This window comes from Phaeodactylibacter sp. (assembly GCF_040219495.1).
Taxonomy (GTDB): domain Bacteria; phylum Bacteroidota; class Bacteroidia; order Chitinophagales; family Saprospiraceae; genus Phaeodactylibacter.
Genome location: NZ_JAVJSK010000009.1, coordinates 124338 through 140973, shown reverse-complemented (window position 1 = coordinate 140973; position 16636 = coordinate 124338). Strand labels below are relative to the sequence as shown.

The 16636-nt window shown below is 51.5% G+C and carries 12 protein-coding genes; 3 read left to right on the top strand and 9 right to left on the bottom strand.

What is annotated here, in order from left to right; all coding sequences use genetic code 11:
* Window positions 1-2 precede the first annotated feature (2 nt).
* The 7 genes from pyrH to RIC19_RS01625 form a co-directional block, all read right to left on the bottom strand.
* On the bottom strand, window positions 3-719 hold the full coding sequence (gene pyrH, locus RIC19_RS01655) for a UMP kinase (RefSeq protein WP_350176166.1): 717 nt from the start codon (window positions 717-719) through the stop codon (window positions 3-5).
* 223 nt (window positions 720-942) lie between these two features.
* Window positions 943-1776 carry a translation elongation factor Ts gene (gene tsf / locus RIC19_RS01650; protein ID WP_350176164.1) on the bottom strand — a complete coding sequence of 278 codons (834 nt, stop codon included), beginning with the start codon at window positions 1774-1776 and terminating at the stop codon, window positions 943-945.
* 50 nt (window positions 1777-1826) lie between these two features.
* Window positions 1827-2552: a 30S ribosomal protein S2 gene (gene rpsB, locus RIC19_RS01645; protein WP_350176162.1), complete on the bottom strand. Its 726-nt coding sequence runs from the start codon at window positions 2550-2552 to the stop codon at window positions 1827-1829.
* Window positions 2553-2624: 72 nt separating this feature from the next.
* On the bottom strand, window positions 2625-3011 hold the full coding sequence (gene rpsI / locus RIC19_RS01640; protein WP_350176160.1) for a 30S ribosomal protein S9: 387 nt from the start codon (window positions 3009-3011) through the stop codon (window positions 2625-2627).
* Window positions 3012-3042: 31 nt separating this feature from the next.
* Entirely contained in the window at window positions 3043-3486 is a 444-nt protein-coding gene (gene rplM, locus RIC19_RS01635; protein ID WP_350176158.1) for a 50S ribosomal protein L13, read from the bottom strand.
* Window positions 3487-3894: 408 nt separating this feature from the next.
* Window positions 3895-4983, bottom strand: coding sequence for an ATP-binding protein (locus tag RIC19_RS01630; protein WP_350176156.1), 1089 nt, complete (start codon window positions 4981-4983; stop codon window positions 3895-3897).
* Between the two features lie 26 nt (window positions 4984-5009).
* Window positions 5010-6539, bottom strand: a complete 1530-nt coding sequence (locus RIC19_RS01625) for a DUF5691 domain-containing protein (protein ID WP_350176154.1) — start codon at window positions 6537-6539, stop codon at window positions 5010-5012.
* Between the two features lie 343 nt (window positions 6540-6882).
* Between RIC19_RS01625 and atpD the strand changes: the two genes are divergently transcribed.
* Together atpD and RIC19_RS01615 are read left to right on the top strand one after the other, a co-directional pair.
* Entirely contained in the window at window positions 6883-8400 is a 1518-nt protein-coding gene (gene atpD / locus RIC19_RS01620; protein WP_350176152.1) for a F0F1 ATP synthase subunit beta, read from the top strand.
* Window positions 8401-8480: 80 nt separating this feature from the next.
* On the top strand, window positions 8481-8783 hold the full coding sequence (locus tag RIC19_RS01615; RefSeq protein WP_350176150.1) for a F0F1 ATP synthase subunit delta/epsilon: 303 nt from the start codon (window positions 8481-8483) through the stop codon (window positions 8781-8783).
* Window positions 8784-8898: 115 nt separating this feature from the next.
* On the opposite strand, the gene RIC19_RS01610 is transcribed toward RIC19_RS01615, so the two are convergent.
* Together RIC19_RS01610 and RIC19_RS01605 are read right to left on the bottom strand one after the other, a co-directional pair.
* Complete coding sequence (locus tag RIC19_RS01610) at window positions 8899-9678, bottom strand: anti-sigma factor (protein WP_350176148.1); 780 nt, start codon at window positions 9676-9678, stop codon at window positions 8899-8901.
* Window positions 9668-10282: an RNA polymerase sigma factor gene (locus RIC19_RS01605; protein ID WP_350176146.1), complete on the bottom strand. Its 615-nt coding sequence runs from the start codon at window positions 10280-10282 to the stop codon at window positions 9668-9670. The genes RIC19_RS01610 and RIC19_RS01605 overlap by 11 nt, the downstream gene beginning before the upstream one ends.
* Before the next feature lie 594 nt (window positions 10283-10876).
* On the opposite strand from RIC19_RS01605, the gene RIC19_RS01600 reads away from it, so the two are divergent.
* Entirely contained in the window at window positions 10877-16591 is a 5715-nt protein-coding gene (locus tag RIC19_RS01600; protein WP_350176144.1) for a CHRD domain-containing protein, read from the top strand.
* The last annotated feature ends 45 nt before the right edge of the window (window positions 16592-16636 follow it).

The following is a 16636-nucleotide window of genomic DNA, read 5'->3' as shown; positions in this document are numbered from 1 at the left end:
GGTTAGCCTTCCACCAGTGTGCCAATACGCTCGCCCTGTACAATGGCATTGAGGTTTCTCTTGGTATTGATGTCGAAAACTATAATAGGGAGGTTGTTTTCCTGGCACAAGGTAAAAGCGGTCATGTCCATAACGCTTAGGCCCAGGCTGATCACTTTGGCGAAAGTCAGGTTGTCAAATTTGGTGGCGGAAGCATCTTTTTCCGGGTCAGCGTCATAGATGCCGTCTACACGGGTACCTTTGAGGATGACCTCGGCATTGATTTCATTTGCCCGCAGGGCGGCTGCAGAGTCTGTGGTGAAGTAAGGGCTGCCTGTACCAGCGGAGAAGATTACGACCCGTCCTTTTTCCAGGTGCCGGATCGCCCGGCGGCGAATGTAGGGCTCTGCAATTTGCTTCATCTCGATTGCGGAAATCAGCCGGGTATATGCGCCAACGCCTTCCAGGGCACTTTGCAAGGCCATACCATTGATCACTGTGGCCATCATGCCCATGTAGTCGCCCTGTACGCGCTCAATGCCTGATTCGTTGGCCTGAAGGCCGCGGTAGATATTGCCGCCACCGATAACGATAGCCACTTGTACGCCCAGCTCCAGCAACTCCTTTACTTGTTCAGCGTAATGCGTAAGCATCTTGGAATCAATACCAAAGCCCTGATCTCCCATCAGAGACTCTCCGCTCAGTTTGAGCAGGATTCTTTTGTATTTGAGCTGTGCCATATTTTCAATTGTTTGAGATTTCAACCATCAACAGAAGGTAAGAAAGAAAAGAAGTAGGAGTAATCCTACAAAGGCCCGGTACGCTTACGCATAGCCAGACCCATAAGAGCTTGTTGGGGTTTTGCTTTTGGAGCGAACGCAGCCCGAAGTGTAAAACCCCAACAAGCTCTAAGTAAGGGTACAAAAAAAGGCGGATTAGATAACTAATCCGCCTTTCAAAAAATTATCCGAGAGTTACATGCTTGAAGTCTGTAACCGTCAGTTCCTTATCGAACTTCTTCAGGAAAGAAGCAACCGTTTCGTTGCCGTCCTTTACGAACTGCTGATTCAGCAGTGTATTCTCCTTGAAGAATTTATTCAGTTTACCCATTGCGATCTTCTCGATGATCTGCTCAGGCTTGCCTTCCTGACGCGCCTGCTCTTTACCGATTTCGATCTCTTTATCAATCGTTGACTGATCAACACCGTCCTTATTGACAGCAACAGGCTTCATTGCAGCCACCTGCATGGCAACGTCCCGGCCGGCGTCATAGATTTCGTCGCTGACCTTATTCATGCCTACCAGTACGGCAGCTTTGTTGCCCATGTGGATGTAAGGGCTGATCATAGCCGCTTCCAGCTTCTCATAGGAGGCCAGTTCGATCTTCTCATTGATTTTCCCAACCAGCTCGGTCACACGATCGCCCAGAGAATGGCCGTTCATATCCACTTTGAGCAGGTCTTCCAGGGTATCAGGGAAGTGCTGAAGCGCCAGCTCGGCTGCTTTGTTGGTGAAACCAATGAACTCATCGCCTTTGGCAACAAAGTCCGTTTCACAGCTCAGCTTAACGATAACCCCTTTGGTCTTATCATCAGAAACAAGGGCCACGACAACGCCTTCATTAGCATCGCGGTCTGCACGCTTGGCAGAAACCTTTTGGCCTTTCTTACGAAGTACCTCAATGGCTTTTTCGAAATCCCCTTCTGCTTCTTTAAGCGCTTTCTTGCAGTCCATCATGCCTGCACCAGTCATTTCGCGCAGTTTTTTGACGTCGGCAGCAGAAATATTTGCACTCATTATATCTTGTATTGTAATGGTGTGTAAATAATGTCTATTGAAAAAGGAACCTAGCCTTTCGCGACAGCTTCTTTTTCTGACTTAACAGAATCCCGGTCCTTCAGGCCCTGACGGATGCACTCTGCCATATAGTTGGTGATGATAGCGATCGACTTAGACGCATCATCGTTGGCAGGGATTGCATAGTCAACCTGTGAAGGGTCAGAGTTGGTGTCTACCATGCCAAAGGTCTTCAACCCCAGCTTGTGCGACTCTGCCACAGCGATATGTTCGTGGTGGATATCCACGATGAATACAGCTGCCGGAAGGCGGTTCAGGTTAGCGATACCACCAAGTACACGCTCCAGTTTGTTGCGCTCGCGGGTAAGCGTGAGGCGCTCCTTCTTGGTCACGTTTTCCAGGGTACCATCCTGAAACATGCGGTCGATGTTGTTCATCTTCTTGATCGAACGGCGGATCGTAGAGAAGTTGGTCATCATACCACCAAGCCAGCGGTCAGTTACGAAAGGCATGCCTACTTCGCGTGCAGCATTGGCAACGATTTCGCGCGCCTGCTTTTTGGTAGCGACAAACATGATTTTCTTCCCAGACTTTGCCATTTGGCGTGCCGCGTTGCCCGCGCGCTCCAGGCTATCGAGTGTGCGGTTCAGGTCAATGATGTGGATCCCTTTGCGCTCCATGAAGATGTTAGGCGCCATTTTGGGGTTCCACTTTCTTTTGAGGTGGCCAAAGTGCACACCTGCATCCAATAAATCTTTATAGGTGGGCTTTTCCATTTTCTTTTTCTAAAGTTTGAATTTGGAAGCAAACTACAATATGCAGCTCGCGAAGAATACTGAAAAAAAGAATTAACGCTTGCTGAACTGGAAGCTCTTACGTGCCTTCGGCTTACCGTACTTCTTACGTTCAACCACGCGGGAGTCACGAGTAAGATACTTCTTGTCCTTCAGCGGCTTGCGGAAGTCTTCGTTCAGTTTGACGAGCGCACGGGCAATGCCCATACGGATCGCTTCGGCCTGGCCTTTGTAGCCACCACCGTTTACGTTGATTTTCAGATCATAGATGTTCTCTACTTCTACTGTCTGAAAAGGGTCCGTAAGGTTATATTGGATGTGATTTTGGGGGAAGTACTCTTTGTAGTCCTTGCCGTTGACCACGATCTTGCCCTCGCCTTTCTTTAAGTATACGCGGGCTACAGACGCTTTTCTTCTCCCAATGGCATTGATCATTTCCATATTTATCGAGATTGTCCTGCTTTTTTAATAATTAAAGTTCCAGTTTTTCCGGCTTCTGTGCCTCGTGCGGGTGCTCAGCGCCTTCATAAACGAAGAGCTTCTTGAACATCGCACGGCCCAGGCGGTTCTTGGGCAGCATACCGCGTACGGCTGCTTCCAAAACGCCGATTGGCTTCTTGTCCAGCATTTCTTTTGCTGTGCGTGATTTCTGACCACCGGGGTAGCCGGAATAACGCTGATACACCTTTTGGTGAAGCTTGTTGCCGGTGAACCGGACTTTGCCCGCATTAATGACGATGACGTAGTCGCCGGTGTCAACGTGCGGGGTATAGGAAGCTTTGTGCTTGCCGCGAAGAACGGTAGCGATCTTGCTGCTCATGCGGCCCACGATCTCGCCTTCGGCGTCAATGATGTGCCACTTGCGTTCTACTCCCTCTTTTTTTGCAGATTGCGTTTTATAACTTAGCGTATCCACTATTCAATAATTTAATTGTTGATCAATAGAAAACCAGGTGAAAATCAAAGGGTGCGAGCGAAGTTATGCACCTTCTTTTAGCGCCTGTTTTCTTAATTGTTTCGCCTTGATCGGGCCGCCTTTGAAAAGGCAGGTGCAAAGGTAGCGCTCTTTAATCCAATAAACAAGGCTTTTTTGAAAAAAAAACGGAAGGGGCTTTTGTAAATGCCTGAAAAACAGCCTAAATATCGCACAGGAACTTTAGAGGGCGGAGGTTATTAACATCGGAAAGCGGATTTTGGAAGCCCGAAATCTTTCCATTTCAGAAGGCAGAAAGGGGAATTCACCTGTATGCGGTGTCGCTACACTCCGGGCAACAGGGGGCTCTAAATCAGTTCCATTTACCGACCAGGTACTTCTGCCTTACTATTACCCCAGCAGCCCCTTACTCGCCTCGTACAAATCGCCCCAGCCCTTGCGTTCCTTTACCACAGTTTCCAGGTATTCTTCCCAGGCGGTGCGGTCCTGTACAGGGTCTTTAACAACAGCACCCAGTAAACTGCCGGCTATATCTCCGGCCTGTATAACGCCTTCCCCAAAGTGGACGGCCAGTGCCTGCCCGCTGTTGATAACGGAAATGGCCTCAGCTGTACTCAGCGTACTGGACGGCACTTTGAGCTTGCGGCGACTGTCCTCGGTTTTGCCGCTGCGCAGCTCCCGGAAGATGGTGACGAGGCGCTTGATTTCCTCTACCGGCGCCGCCTGAGGGGGCAGTTCCAGGGTGCTGCCAATTTGAGCTACCCGCTGCCGCACAATTTCCACCTCTTCTTCCAGGGTGGCAGGTAGGGGCATATTGACCATATTAAAGCGTCGGCGCAGGGCGCTGGACAGCTCGTTCACGCCCCGGTCGCGGTCGTTGGCGGTTGCGATGAGGTTGAAGCCGCGCTGTGCCCGTACTTCCGAGTTGAGCTCCGGTACGGGCAAGGCTTTCTCCGATAAGATGGTGATCAGGGCGTCCTGCACATCACTGGGGATACGGGTGAGTTCTTCCACCCGGGCGATTCGGCCTTCCTGCATGGCCACCATCACCGGGCTGGGCACCAGGGCTTTTTCTGATGGGCCCTCCGCTAGTAACCGGGCGTAGTTCCATCCGTAACGCAGGGACTCTTCTGCCATGCCGGCAGTACCTTGTACCAAGCGTTTGGAGTTGCCGCTGATGGCCGCTGCCAGGTGTTCTGACACCCAGGTCTTGGCCGTGCCGGGAATTCCGGTCAGCAAAAGGGCGCGGTCGGTAGCCAGGGTGGCTACCGCCACTTCAATCAGGCGGCGGTTACCGAAGTACTTGGGCGTTATCGTCGTGCCATCTTCCAGTTCGCCCCCCATGAGGTAGGTCATTACGGCCCAGGGCGAGAGGTTCCAGTTGGTAGGGCGGGGGCGGTCATCTACAGAGGCGAGGGCTTTGAGCTCCCCGGCGTAGGCATCTTCGGCTTGTAATCGGATGGCAGCATTTGTAGCCATATATAAAAGGTGTTTATCGAGTTGATTTAAGCGTTTTTTGAAGGTGCCAGGGCGTCCTGCAGGTCTTTTCGAAAAGCGAGTGTTTTCAGGCACCGGTCAATATCGCCTTCCCAGTTGCTCCAGGCCGGCGCGCGAGTATTCCAACCGGTCTGAAGCGCCGGCAGCACACTTACCGGTCCGCGGAAAGCCGCCACTTGTAGAATGCGTTTGTAATGCCATAAGTTCCAGTAGACCGACTGAGCAGCGTTGAGCCACTCCCTGAAGTTGGAAAGGACCTGCCGTGCTACACCGCTTTCCCACTGATGACTACCCAAACATAGCAATTGTCCGGCAAAACTTTCCTCTTCGATATAGCCCTGATGCTGACGCAGGTACTGGCTCATGATGTCGTTGAAAACAGCATCCGGCAAGGCAGCCATCAGCGCTTTGCCCAGTGCACTATTCCACCGCGCTTCATTATCCGTGCGCCACCAATGCCGGAGCAGGGCTTCTATCCAGCGGTGGTCCTGATGCAGGAGTGCTGCATTGGCTACGGCATCCGTAAGCAGGATTTGCTGATTGCCCCGGGCAAACAGGCGCAGGGTATCCAAAGTAGGCTTGCCAAAATGTGCTTCCCACCGCTTGGGCGGTACCAGGGAAAGGATGTCGTAAGCCTGCCCGGCATGTACGCCACCTGCATACTTGTGCTTTTTAGTCCGGTATAAGCCCAGCTTTTTGAAATACGCTACCGGTTGTTTCGGGGCGTGGAGGTCGAGCCTTCCGTCTTTTTGGACCTCAAGCCAGGAGGCGGCCTCCTTATATATGGTATCCTGCAGAGGGGTATCCGGGATTTTGAGCAGCAGTCGTGCCGCTGCTTGCCGTACTTCCTTGCGGCTGTCCTCAAGCTGTGTTTCCAAAAAAAGCTGGTCGGCTGCACTTAGCCCTGTTTCCAGTAAGCCAAGGAGCCCCTTTTTTTCCGGAGGAGTCAGCTCCTCCCAGCATTCCTGCAAATAAAGGATGGCTTTTTCGGATTGTTCGAAGCGGATATGACGGAGCATCTGCAGGCGCGTTTCCTGCGAAAGGCTGCTCCAGTCGCCTGCTGTGGGGCATTCTGTGAGCCCGGCCCAGTCTGGGTTGAGCTGGAGGAATTCAAAGTCGGAAGGCTCAAGTAGAGGGCGGAGGGCTTTCCAGAAATTTTTCCGCCGGGCAGCTTTGTAAAGTAAGGCCGGGAGGTGTTCCGGTGGTAAGGCATAGCCCGCTTGTGCGGTAAGTTGAAAAGCCTCGGGCAGGGCGTCCCGGTAGTTGCCGCGGATGACGTGCTCCATCTGCCGGGCTGCACGGGGCGGCATGGCAGGGCGCTTGGCTGTATCCGGACGGAGCGTTGCCGCGGCCCCTTTTTGCAGAGGGAAACCTGCCCGGCGGAGCTGATGGTACAGTGCGGCACCCTCCAGCAGCACCGCTTCCGGAGCCTGAGCGGTTTGAATACCTACTTTGCCCAGTGCTTCCTGCACTTTGTGTGGTAGTTGTCCGCGTTCGGTGCCGAGTAGGGCCAATTTTGCAAGTGCTTCCCAAATCATATCGTCAAGAATAAGAAATCTAAGGGAATTGTTGCCTGTTGAAGATAAAAAATGGACTGGTATTTATGATGGCGAGAAGCTTGGTATTTGTTCTGTTTTGCCTAATAGAGGTACAGAGCAAGGTAGATCAGTGAAATAAAATACCGGTATAAGGACGGGCAGTGCAGCAAAATTTCTTAAAGTATTTGCCGTATTCCGCAGGGTGCGAAAGTCAATAGGCTGATTTATTAAGGTTTAGGGGCGATAAGGAGAGGAAATTGCTTTTGATTATCAACCCAAAAGCCTAAATTTGTGCCGATTTTTAAAAGATACTCTAGTTTTCAACATAAATACACGCACTGATATGGCAAACATCGGTCATGTGAAGCAAGTTATCGGCCCGGTAGTGGATATAAGTTTTTCCGCTGAAGGTTCGAAACTCCCGGAAATTAATAACGCACTGAAGATCGACCGTCCCAACGGCGAAGTCCTGGTGATGGAAGTTCAGCAGCACCTCGGCGAAGATAGTGTTCGTGCTATTGCAATGGATGCAACAGACGGCCTGGTTCGCGGCATGGAGGTACAGGATACCGGTAAGCCCATCGCAATGCCGATCGGCCCTGGTATCAAAGGCCGCCTCTTCAACGTAGTGGGCACCCCTATTGACGGTATCGGGGAGGTTATTGATCAGGAAGGCACGGCCTCTATTCACCGTAAGCCACCGATCTACGAGGACCTTTCCGTTGAGAAAGAAGTACTCTACACCGGTATTAAGGTGATTGACCTGATCGAGCCCTACCTAAAAGGTGGAAAAATTGGCCTCTTCGGGGGTGCGGGTGTAGGCAAAACCGTATTGATTCAGGAGCTGATCAACAACATCGCAAAGGGGTACGAAGGTATCTCTGTATTTGCAGGTGTAGGTGAGCGTACCCGTGAGGGGAATGACCTGATGCGGGAGATGCTCGAAGCAGGCATTATCAAGTACGGCGACCACTTCATGGAGTCTATGGAAAAAGGCGGCTGGGACCTCAGCGCTGTGGATATGAAAGAGTTGCAAGAGTCTAAAGCGACGTTCGTATTCGGCCAGATGAATGAGCCCCCGGGCGCACGTGCACGTGTAGCGCTTTCCGGTCTTACGGTTGCAGAGTACTTCCGCGACGGCGACCTGAAAGACCCAATGGGCGGGCGTGATATCCTATTCTTTATCGACAATATCTTCCGCTTTACACAGGCGGGTTCTGAGGTTTCTGCCCTGCTTGGCCGTATGCCTTCAGCGGTGGGTTATCAGCCAACTCTGGCTACAGAGATGGGCCTGATGCAGGAGCGGATTACCTCTACCAAGCGTGGTTCTATCACCTCTGTACAGGCGGTTTATGTGCCTGCGGATGACTTGACTGACCCCGCACCGGCAACAACCTTCGCCCACCTTGATGCCACCACGGTACTGAGCCGTAAAATTGCATCTCTGGGTATCTACCCTGCAGTAGATCCACTGGATTCCACTTCACGTATTCTCGACCCGGCTATCATCGGTGATACGCACTATAATACCGCTCAGCGGGTTATGAATATCCTGCAGCGCTACAACGAGCTTCAGGACATCATCGCCATCCTTGGTATGGAAGAATTGTCCGACGAGGACAAGGAAGTCGTACACCGCGCACGCCGCGTACAGCGTTTTCTCTCTCAGCCTTTCCACGTAGCAGAGCAATTTACTGGCCTGCCAGGTGTTTTGGTACCTATTGAGGAAACCATTCGTGGCTTTAACATGATTATCGATGGCGAGGTAGACGAATACCCGGAAGCCGCCTTCAACCTGAAAGGTAACATCGATGAAGTGATCGAAGCAGGTAAGAAGATGTTGGCAGAGGTAGAAGATTAATTCTCCCTCTCACATCCTGAAACGATTGTATTAGGTATCGGAAGCTTGTCTTCCGGTACCGCTTTATAAACTAAGTCATTATGAATATTACGGTACTGACTCCAGACCGGAAAATTTTCACCGGAGCGATTACCTCCGTGAAGGTACCGGGTACCAATGGTGAATTTCAGGTGTTGAAAAACCACGCGCCTATCGTTTCTTCACTGGAAGCGGGCTATATCGTCATTACGACTGATCGTGGAGAATACCGTTTCTTTAATGAAGAATCGGGTGCACTTGAAAATGCAAGCGAAGCCGGCAGAAAGATCAAGTATGCCATCAAAGGGGGCTTCGTGGAAGTGCTAAATAATGAAGTATCACTGCTCGTCACCGGACTGAGCTAGTGAGTTGCAAAGAATGACTATTGTATTAGCCTTTTGAGTTAATACTATGTTTGCCATAAACTGAAGGGGAATAAGTCCAATGATGGATTTATTCCCCTTCTTCATTCATGAGCGCCTATATTTCCCCAATCACATACATCTGCTCCAGGGTAGGCGTTTCGCTACCTCCGCGAGGCTCTAGAGTGACCGCGTAGGCCTGCGCATTTTCCACATAGGCTACAGGCTGCAGCCCTGAGGTGTCGGTATTGACCTCAAAAACCCCCATGCTGACCGGTGCTCCATCCACAATTGCCCAAAGCTGGTATTGCTGGTCTGAGGGCGGTACCGGTAGGCTGCCCACATCGAGTAAGGACGCTTCGGAAGCTGGATTGTAAAAGACCGAGGCTATTGCTTCCGGTGAAAGATCGGTACCATTCATACGGGTATTGCGGGTATCCGGGTTGCGCAGGAACTCCAGTTCTTGTTGGAGCCGGTCCCTTTCTTCCTGTATGTTGTCGCAAGCTGTTTCTATGGTATTGAGCTCAGTGGACAAAGCAGCAACCTTGTCTTCCCACGTCCGGTTTTGTTGGTAGGCGTATAGCCAACCGAGTGCCGCCGCGAAGAAGAGTACCCAAGTGATGACGAGCAGGGTACGACTACTGCTTTTGCCTTTTAGCTGAGCCTGCGCCCCTCTTTCGTCGACCGTTTGCAGGATCGTCGATAAGACGCCGGGAGGTGGAGTTTGGCCGTGCAGTAGCGCATACTCCTCCAGTGCCAGCTCAATGGCTTCAATTTCTTCCTTGATTTCCGGGTATTGCGTTGCATTTTGCTCTACCTCCTCCATTTGTTCCGAAGAGAGCTTGCCGAGCACATATTGCTCTAAAATGCCAGACGCTATGTATGTTTTAGGATCCAAAATATCTCTTTATCGTTTCGAACATAGTGATGAAAATAGCCGATAGGAAGCCTTCGTTACCCAGGACCTGCCGGAGTACCTGAATGGCTTTTCTCGACCTTGATTTGACTGTGCCAAGAGGAATGTCAAGCGCATCGCTCACTTCCCGTTGGGTATAGTCTTTAAAGTATAGGAGTTCGATAAGAACCCGGGTCTTATCATCCATTTTGCTAATGACTTTGCGTAAGCCCGGGTCGGAGGTGTTCAGCTCTTCGCTGAGTGAATCACTGTTATATACGGAGTCCGGGATGGATTCAGTTCGATTTCCTTTCTTAAATTGACTGGAACGTATCTTGTCAATGGCCAAATTGCGGCAAATGCGCACCATCCAGGTAAAGAGCCGGCCCTTTTCGGGGTCATACTTCGAAAAATTATCCCATATCTTCAGAAAACTATCTTGAAGGGTCTCTTCGGCAATCTCCTCCGATTGTACAATACGGAGTATGATGTTGTACAGTGCCGGCGAGTAGTGCTCATACAGTAGTGTGATCCCCCTTTGGTTTTTGCCGGAAAGCAACTCAATGATTTCCGTTTCCAGTGCAGTCCTGGGTTTTGTTGTTGGCATAGTGCGTCAAATAGACATTATTAATTGGTGCGTTCTGGTTTTGAACATTACGGAGCCTTTTTCGTTGCAGCGCAAAACAAATTTGTCTCCTGCAAATGAGCTTGGTATATGAACGGCACTTGACTTTGTACTGACAACTTTAACGATTGTAATCCATTATGAGGTCAGCCCTTGTCGAAAGATAGTAAAAAAAGATGGATCATCTTTAATCCGTACGCGGTCATAACTCCGTACATCAATCTGGAAGGCATTTATTTTAGAGCATGTTGGGCCTTTTGTCTTCTAGTCGAAAACTAACAATTTTTGGTTGGGCAAGGCACAAAAACCGGGATTTAGCCTTAATCCCGCTTTTTGAATCCTTCATTAAAGTCTCAACACGCTCTTAGAGCTGCCTTGCATCAAAACAACAAGCTCCAAATAAGGAAAAAGAGCAGCCCGGAATTTGGCAAGAGCAGTTCAAGGTTAAAATCCTAGCAAGCTCTAAGTCTGCATGACTTTGATGGTAAGGTGCTTTCGGTACGCTTGAAAGCCTACCCTTCTATTCTCTTTGCAGACCATTAATTACAAAAACGTTAATTAAAGTTAAATTAATTTATGAAAATCAAAGATTACTTAATATTATTTATGGTGCTTTGTTGCCTGCCTAACGTTGGCAGTGCACAAATGACCTTTACGGCCCAACTCAGCGGGCGAAACGAAGCGGCACCGATCGTAAGCCCCGCCTTCGGTGAGGTGACTGCCGTTTTGGATGGCAATGAACTTCAGGTATCCGGTGCATTCACCGGACTGGAAGGCAACTTCGATGCTACTATCGCGGGGGGCGCTCATATTCATACCGGCTATGCCGGAGAAAATGGAGGGATCACCTTCAACCTCAACCCCATAGTAGGCATCTTGCTGAAGAGTGGCACCTTCGAGGCTGGCACGAATACCTTCACCCTGTCACCCGAAGAGGTAGACGCTCTAATGGAGCGCAGGATGTACGTAAACATTCATACCACCCGCTTTCCCGGCGGTGAGATCCGGGGGCAGTTGTTGCCCGAAGGCGATAACTATCACATCAACCTGATGGGCAGCAACGAGGTGCCTTCTGTCAATTCACCCGGGCATGGCGCTTTAGCTTTAGACCTGGTCGGCAATCAACTGACGGTAACCGGCGCTTTTGCTGATCTGGAAGGTGATTTTGATGCCTCCGTTCTTGGTGGCGCGCATTTACATCTTGCCCTGCCGGGGCAAAACGGAGACGTCGATATTTTACTCAATGCAACTACGGATGCCGGTTTGAAAGGCGGCATTTTTACAGCAGAAGACAACACTTTCTCCCTCGAACAAAGCCAGGTAGAAGCCCTGGAGAACCGGCTTTACTACGCCAATATTCATACAACTGTCTACGGTGGGGGCGAACTGAGAGGGCAGGTCGCTTCGGCTGCTGCTTCTACGGTTTTCCGTGCCCATTTGTCGGGCAGCAACGAGCAGCCTGCTGTGACCAGCTATGCCACAGGCGTAGTGCAGGGCGAGGTTATCGAAGATACCTTGTTTGCTTACGGTAGTTTTGCCGGGCTGGAAAGTGAAGTTGCCACGGAAATAGTTGGTGGTGCGCACATCCACACCGGCTTGGCTGGGGCAAATGGCGGAGTCGCTTTTGCGCTGAGCAGTGATTTAAATAATGAGAGCAACGGAGGTGTCTTTCCGGTTGCAGATAATCAATTTGCACTGACTACTGATGACCTTGAGGCAATATACGACCGGGGTTTTTATGTCAATATCCACTCTGCCAATCAGCAGGGGGGGGAAATCCGCGGGCAGTTGCTACCGGAAGCGCCCTTGTACCTTACCGCAGTACTCGGTGGTGGCTTTGAGGCGCCCCCTGTGACTACCCGCGCCTTCGGTGCAGTCAAAGCAGAGCTGCGTGGAAATATGCTCACCGTGTCCGGTTCTTTTAGTGGGCTGAGCAGCGCCGTAAACGTAGATATTGTGGGCGGTGCGCACTTGCACGTCGGCTTGCCGGGGCAAAATGGGCAGGTGGAGTTCCCGCTGGCGATTGACCTTAGTGGTGACCTAACCGAAGGGACTTTTGACCCCGATGCGAATACCTTTGAATTGACCAATGAACAGGTCATGGCGGTTATGAACCGTGCCTACTATGTCAATATCCACACCCTCAATAATGGAAGTGGCGAACTGCGCGGGCAGCTGATGGGCGAAGCTCGCTACTACATGAACGCAACCTTGTCGGGTACCAGTGAAGTACCTGCCGTCAATACCACTGCAACCGGGCAGGTGCTGATGGAAGTCCGTTCTGATAATGTAGTTAGCGTAGGTGCCTTTGCGGGTTTATCCAGCCCGTTTGATCCATCTGTAGCGGGTGGCGCGCATCTGCATGGAGCGCTGGCTGGCGCCAATAGCGGTATTGTGACGAACCTCTCTACCACCGTTGATGGTGGTGGTTTAAGTGGCAGCTTTCCGGCAGCCGATAATACTGTGCCTTCTACAGAGGCGCTGCGGGAGAGCCTCCGCAATCGTGCCTTGTATGTCAATGTGCATACTGAAGATTTTGCTAGTGGTGAGGTGCGTGGCCAAACGTTGCCCTACGCAACCGCTTATTTTACGACCTCCCTTGATGCCTTCAATGAAGTGCCGGTAGCTGTAAGCGCCGCAACGGGCGCCTTGAAGTTAGAACTGAATAGTGATCAACTGACTGTTACAGGTGCCTTTAGTGGACTTACCGGTGAATTTGACGAGAGTATAGGCGGTGGTGCGCACTTGCACCTGGGCTTCCCTGGTGAAAACGGGGGCGTCGATATTTTTATCAACCCCTCTGCAGCTGCCGATAACCTGTCTGGTACTTTTGAGGCCGCCAACAACACATTTACCCTGACAGAAGAGCAAATCATTGCGCTGACAACCGGCAACTATTACGCCAACCTGCACACTACAGCCTATCCTGGCGGTGAACTGCGTGGTCAGATACTCGATGAGACCAATTTCTTCCCGATAGCAGCTCCTGTGATCAACTTCCCACCGGACGGACTGGATTTCCTGCTGGAAGGTGGTGCGACTACTGACTTCTCCGCTACCTGGAGTGCAGCTACAGATGACAGCCAATTAGCCTACGTATGGCAGCTGGCAACCGATGCCGACTTCGAGGATATTGTCTTTCAGCAAAATGTGGGCAATGCTACGGCATTTGTTACCGATTTTGAGACTGTCGACGGCTTATTGGCCAGCCTCGGTGTAGATGTAGGTACTGAAGTGACCGTTTATCACCGGGCAGTTGCTACTGATGGCGCGGTCGCTACTGCAGGTGCAGTTTCTTCCGTCAACATCACACGTGGGGAAGTGATGGAAGACCTCTTTGAGGCAACGCTTTCGGGGCACAATGAAGCTCTACCCATCCTAACTACCGCGACTGGATTTGTATCGGCATCTTTGTCGGGCAATGAGCTGACAGTATCGGGTGGTTTTGAAGGCCTGAGCAGCAAAATTGCTGAAGAAATCGTGGGTGGTGCCCATTTGCACGCTGGCTTTGCCGGCGAAAATGGACCTGTCCTTTATCCTCTGAATATTGAAATAAGCAGTGACTCGCTGAGCGGTGCTTTCCTTTCAGAAGACAATGTGTTCATGTTGTCAGATGAGGAAGTAGCTCTGCTGCGTGGTCGCCAAGTGTACATCAATATCCACTCTGATAACTTCAACGGCGGAGAACTGCGCGGGCAGCTTACGCCGGTATCCGAAGAAATCTATACCATGTCGCTGCTCGGCAGCAATGAAGTGCCTTCCGCGGTGACCTCTGGTCAGGGCGCACTGGTACTGGAAGTCGCTAATGGCGAACTGACGGTCAGTGGTGCCTTCTCCGGGCTGGAAAGTGACTTTGATGCCGAAATCGCCGGCGGTGCCCACTTGCACATTGGACAAGCGGGTGAAAACGGCGGCATTGAGATCGGTCTGAATGCCGATGTGGATGCTGGCCTGCGAAATGGCGTTTTCCGTGCGGAAGACAATACGTTCATGTTGACGGAAGATCAGCGCGAACTATTGAGTACACGGTCAATGTACGCCAATATCCATACCACGGGCTATCCCGGTGGTGAACTGCGCGGGCAGTTGGCAGGCACACCACGTGCTGTATTCCGTGCCCACTTGTCTGGTGCAAATGAGGCACCGGCGGTAACAAGCATGGCAGGAGGCGCAGTGGTTGCTGAGCTTATGAACGATTCGACCATCGTGGTATCCGGTACCTTCTCTGACCTGGAAAGTGCATTGAATACCGATATTGCCGGTGGTGCTCATATCCATATTGGCCTGCCTGGCGAGAATGGCGGAGTCATCTTCCCGCTCAATGTAACAGATGAGGGAGGCAACGCCGGTCGTTTCCTGCCTGCTGATAATACCTTTACTATTGATGCAGCGCAACTGGAAGCGATGATGAACCGTGGCCTCTATGTTAACATTCACGCTGTAGATCAGCCTTCCGGTGAAATCCGCGGACAATTGATGTTGGAGAGTCAGGCCGTCTTTACAGGGTACCTGTCGGGTATCTTTGAAGTGCCTGAAGCCGCTACGGAAGCACTGGGCGCTGTACAAGCTGAACTTTCGGGCAACCGCATGACGCTGGCCGGTACCTTTGCCGGACTAAGCAGCCCGGTGGCTACCGATATTGCTGGTGGGGCACACATTCACACCGGATACGCCGGTCAGACGGGCGGGGTGGTGATCCCACTGGCGCTCGACCTTGATGGTGACAACCTCGGAGGTACTTTTGCCGCCATGGCGAACACCTATCAGCTGGAAGCCGATCAGATTGAATTGATGAAAGACCGTGGACTGTATGTGAATATCCACAGTACGGAGATTGAATCGGGCGAACTTCGGGCACAGATCCTGCCGGAAGCCCGGACCTACTTCTACGCCCCACTAAGTGGTGCCAGTGAAGTGCCAGCTGTAAATACAGAAGCTACAGGTGCACTTGCACTGGAAGTAAACCCCGGGCGCGTGATCGCTACGGGTAGCTTCAATGCTCTGTCCAGTATGCTGAATACCGATATCGCGGGTGGTGCGCACATCCACCTCGGCTATGCGGGTCAGAACGGAGGTGTCCAGAATGTATTGGGAGTACTGGCTGACGCCAACGGTACCAACGGTATCTTCGAGGCCGTTGAAAACACCATCATGGCCAGCGCAGGTTGGGTAGATACGCTGCGCATGCGGCAGTATTATGTCAATGTGCACTCTATGGATTTTGCATCAGGTGAAGTGCGCGGGCAACTGCTGCCACTTTCCACGACCTACTTTACCAGCAGCCTGAGCGGCTTCAACGAAGTACAGCCGGTCGAATCTGAAGCAGTAGGTGGCATCAAAGCCGAACTAACAGGTGACCGCTTAGTGGTCACGGGTGCATTCTCAGGCTTATCAAGTGCATTTGATGAAAATATCGGTGGCGGTGCTCACTTGCACCTCGGTGGGCCTGGCATGAACGGTGCTGTAGACCTGGCGCTCATGGCCACAATTGATGCCGGTCAGACGAGCGGCACCTTTACGGCTGCCGACAATGCGTATGCCCTGACGGCTGAGCAGGCAGAAGCTGTGCGGGCTGGCAACTATTATGTCAACATCCACACCACTGATCAGCCTGCCGGAGAACTGCGTGGGCAGGTGCTCACCGAAATCAATCGTTTCCCATCCAATGAAGCGGAGATTACTGCCCCGATGGATGGTGCCGCGATTACGATTGAAGGAGACCCGGAAACGCCATTTGCGCCAACCTGGTCGGTTGCAAGTGATCGTGACGACCTGGCATACATCTGGCAGTTGGCCGCGGAGGAAGACTTTACGGCAGTACTGGTGCAACAGAACGTTGGTACTGAACAAACCTTCGAAACCACCTTTGGTGTGGTGGATCAGTTACTGGCAGATGCCGGCATCGCCATCAATCAAACCGTCACCCTCTACCACCGTGCAGTAGCATCGGATGGCAGCGTGGCAACACCCGGAGGCTTTGCTACAGTTGAGTTGACCCGTGGTATGATTACCTCCACCTTGAATGTGGATGCTGCCGGTCTGGGCATGAACGCCTTCCCAACCGTTACGCGGAGCAACCTGACCGTAGAGATGAGCAGTCAGCAAGCCTTCCGCGGGCAGTTGATGGTGAACAACAGCAATGGTCAGACAATACGTATTTTGCCAGTAGAATTATCGTCTGGTACGACAACAGAACAGATTGATGTACAGCAGATGCCAGCGGGCGCTTACTTCCTTCGCTTAATTGTTGAAGGGCAGCAGGTCGCAATCCGCCGATTTATTGTTGAATAAACGTTTTGATTTATTAAGGTATTAATAGGGAAGCCGGTAACGCAT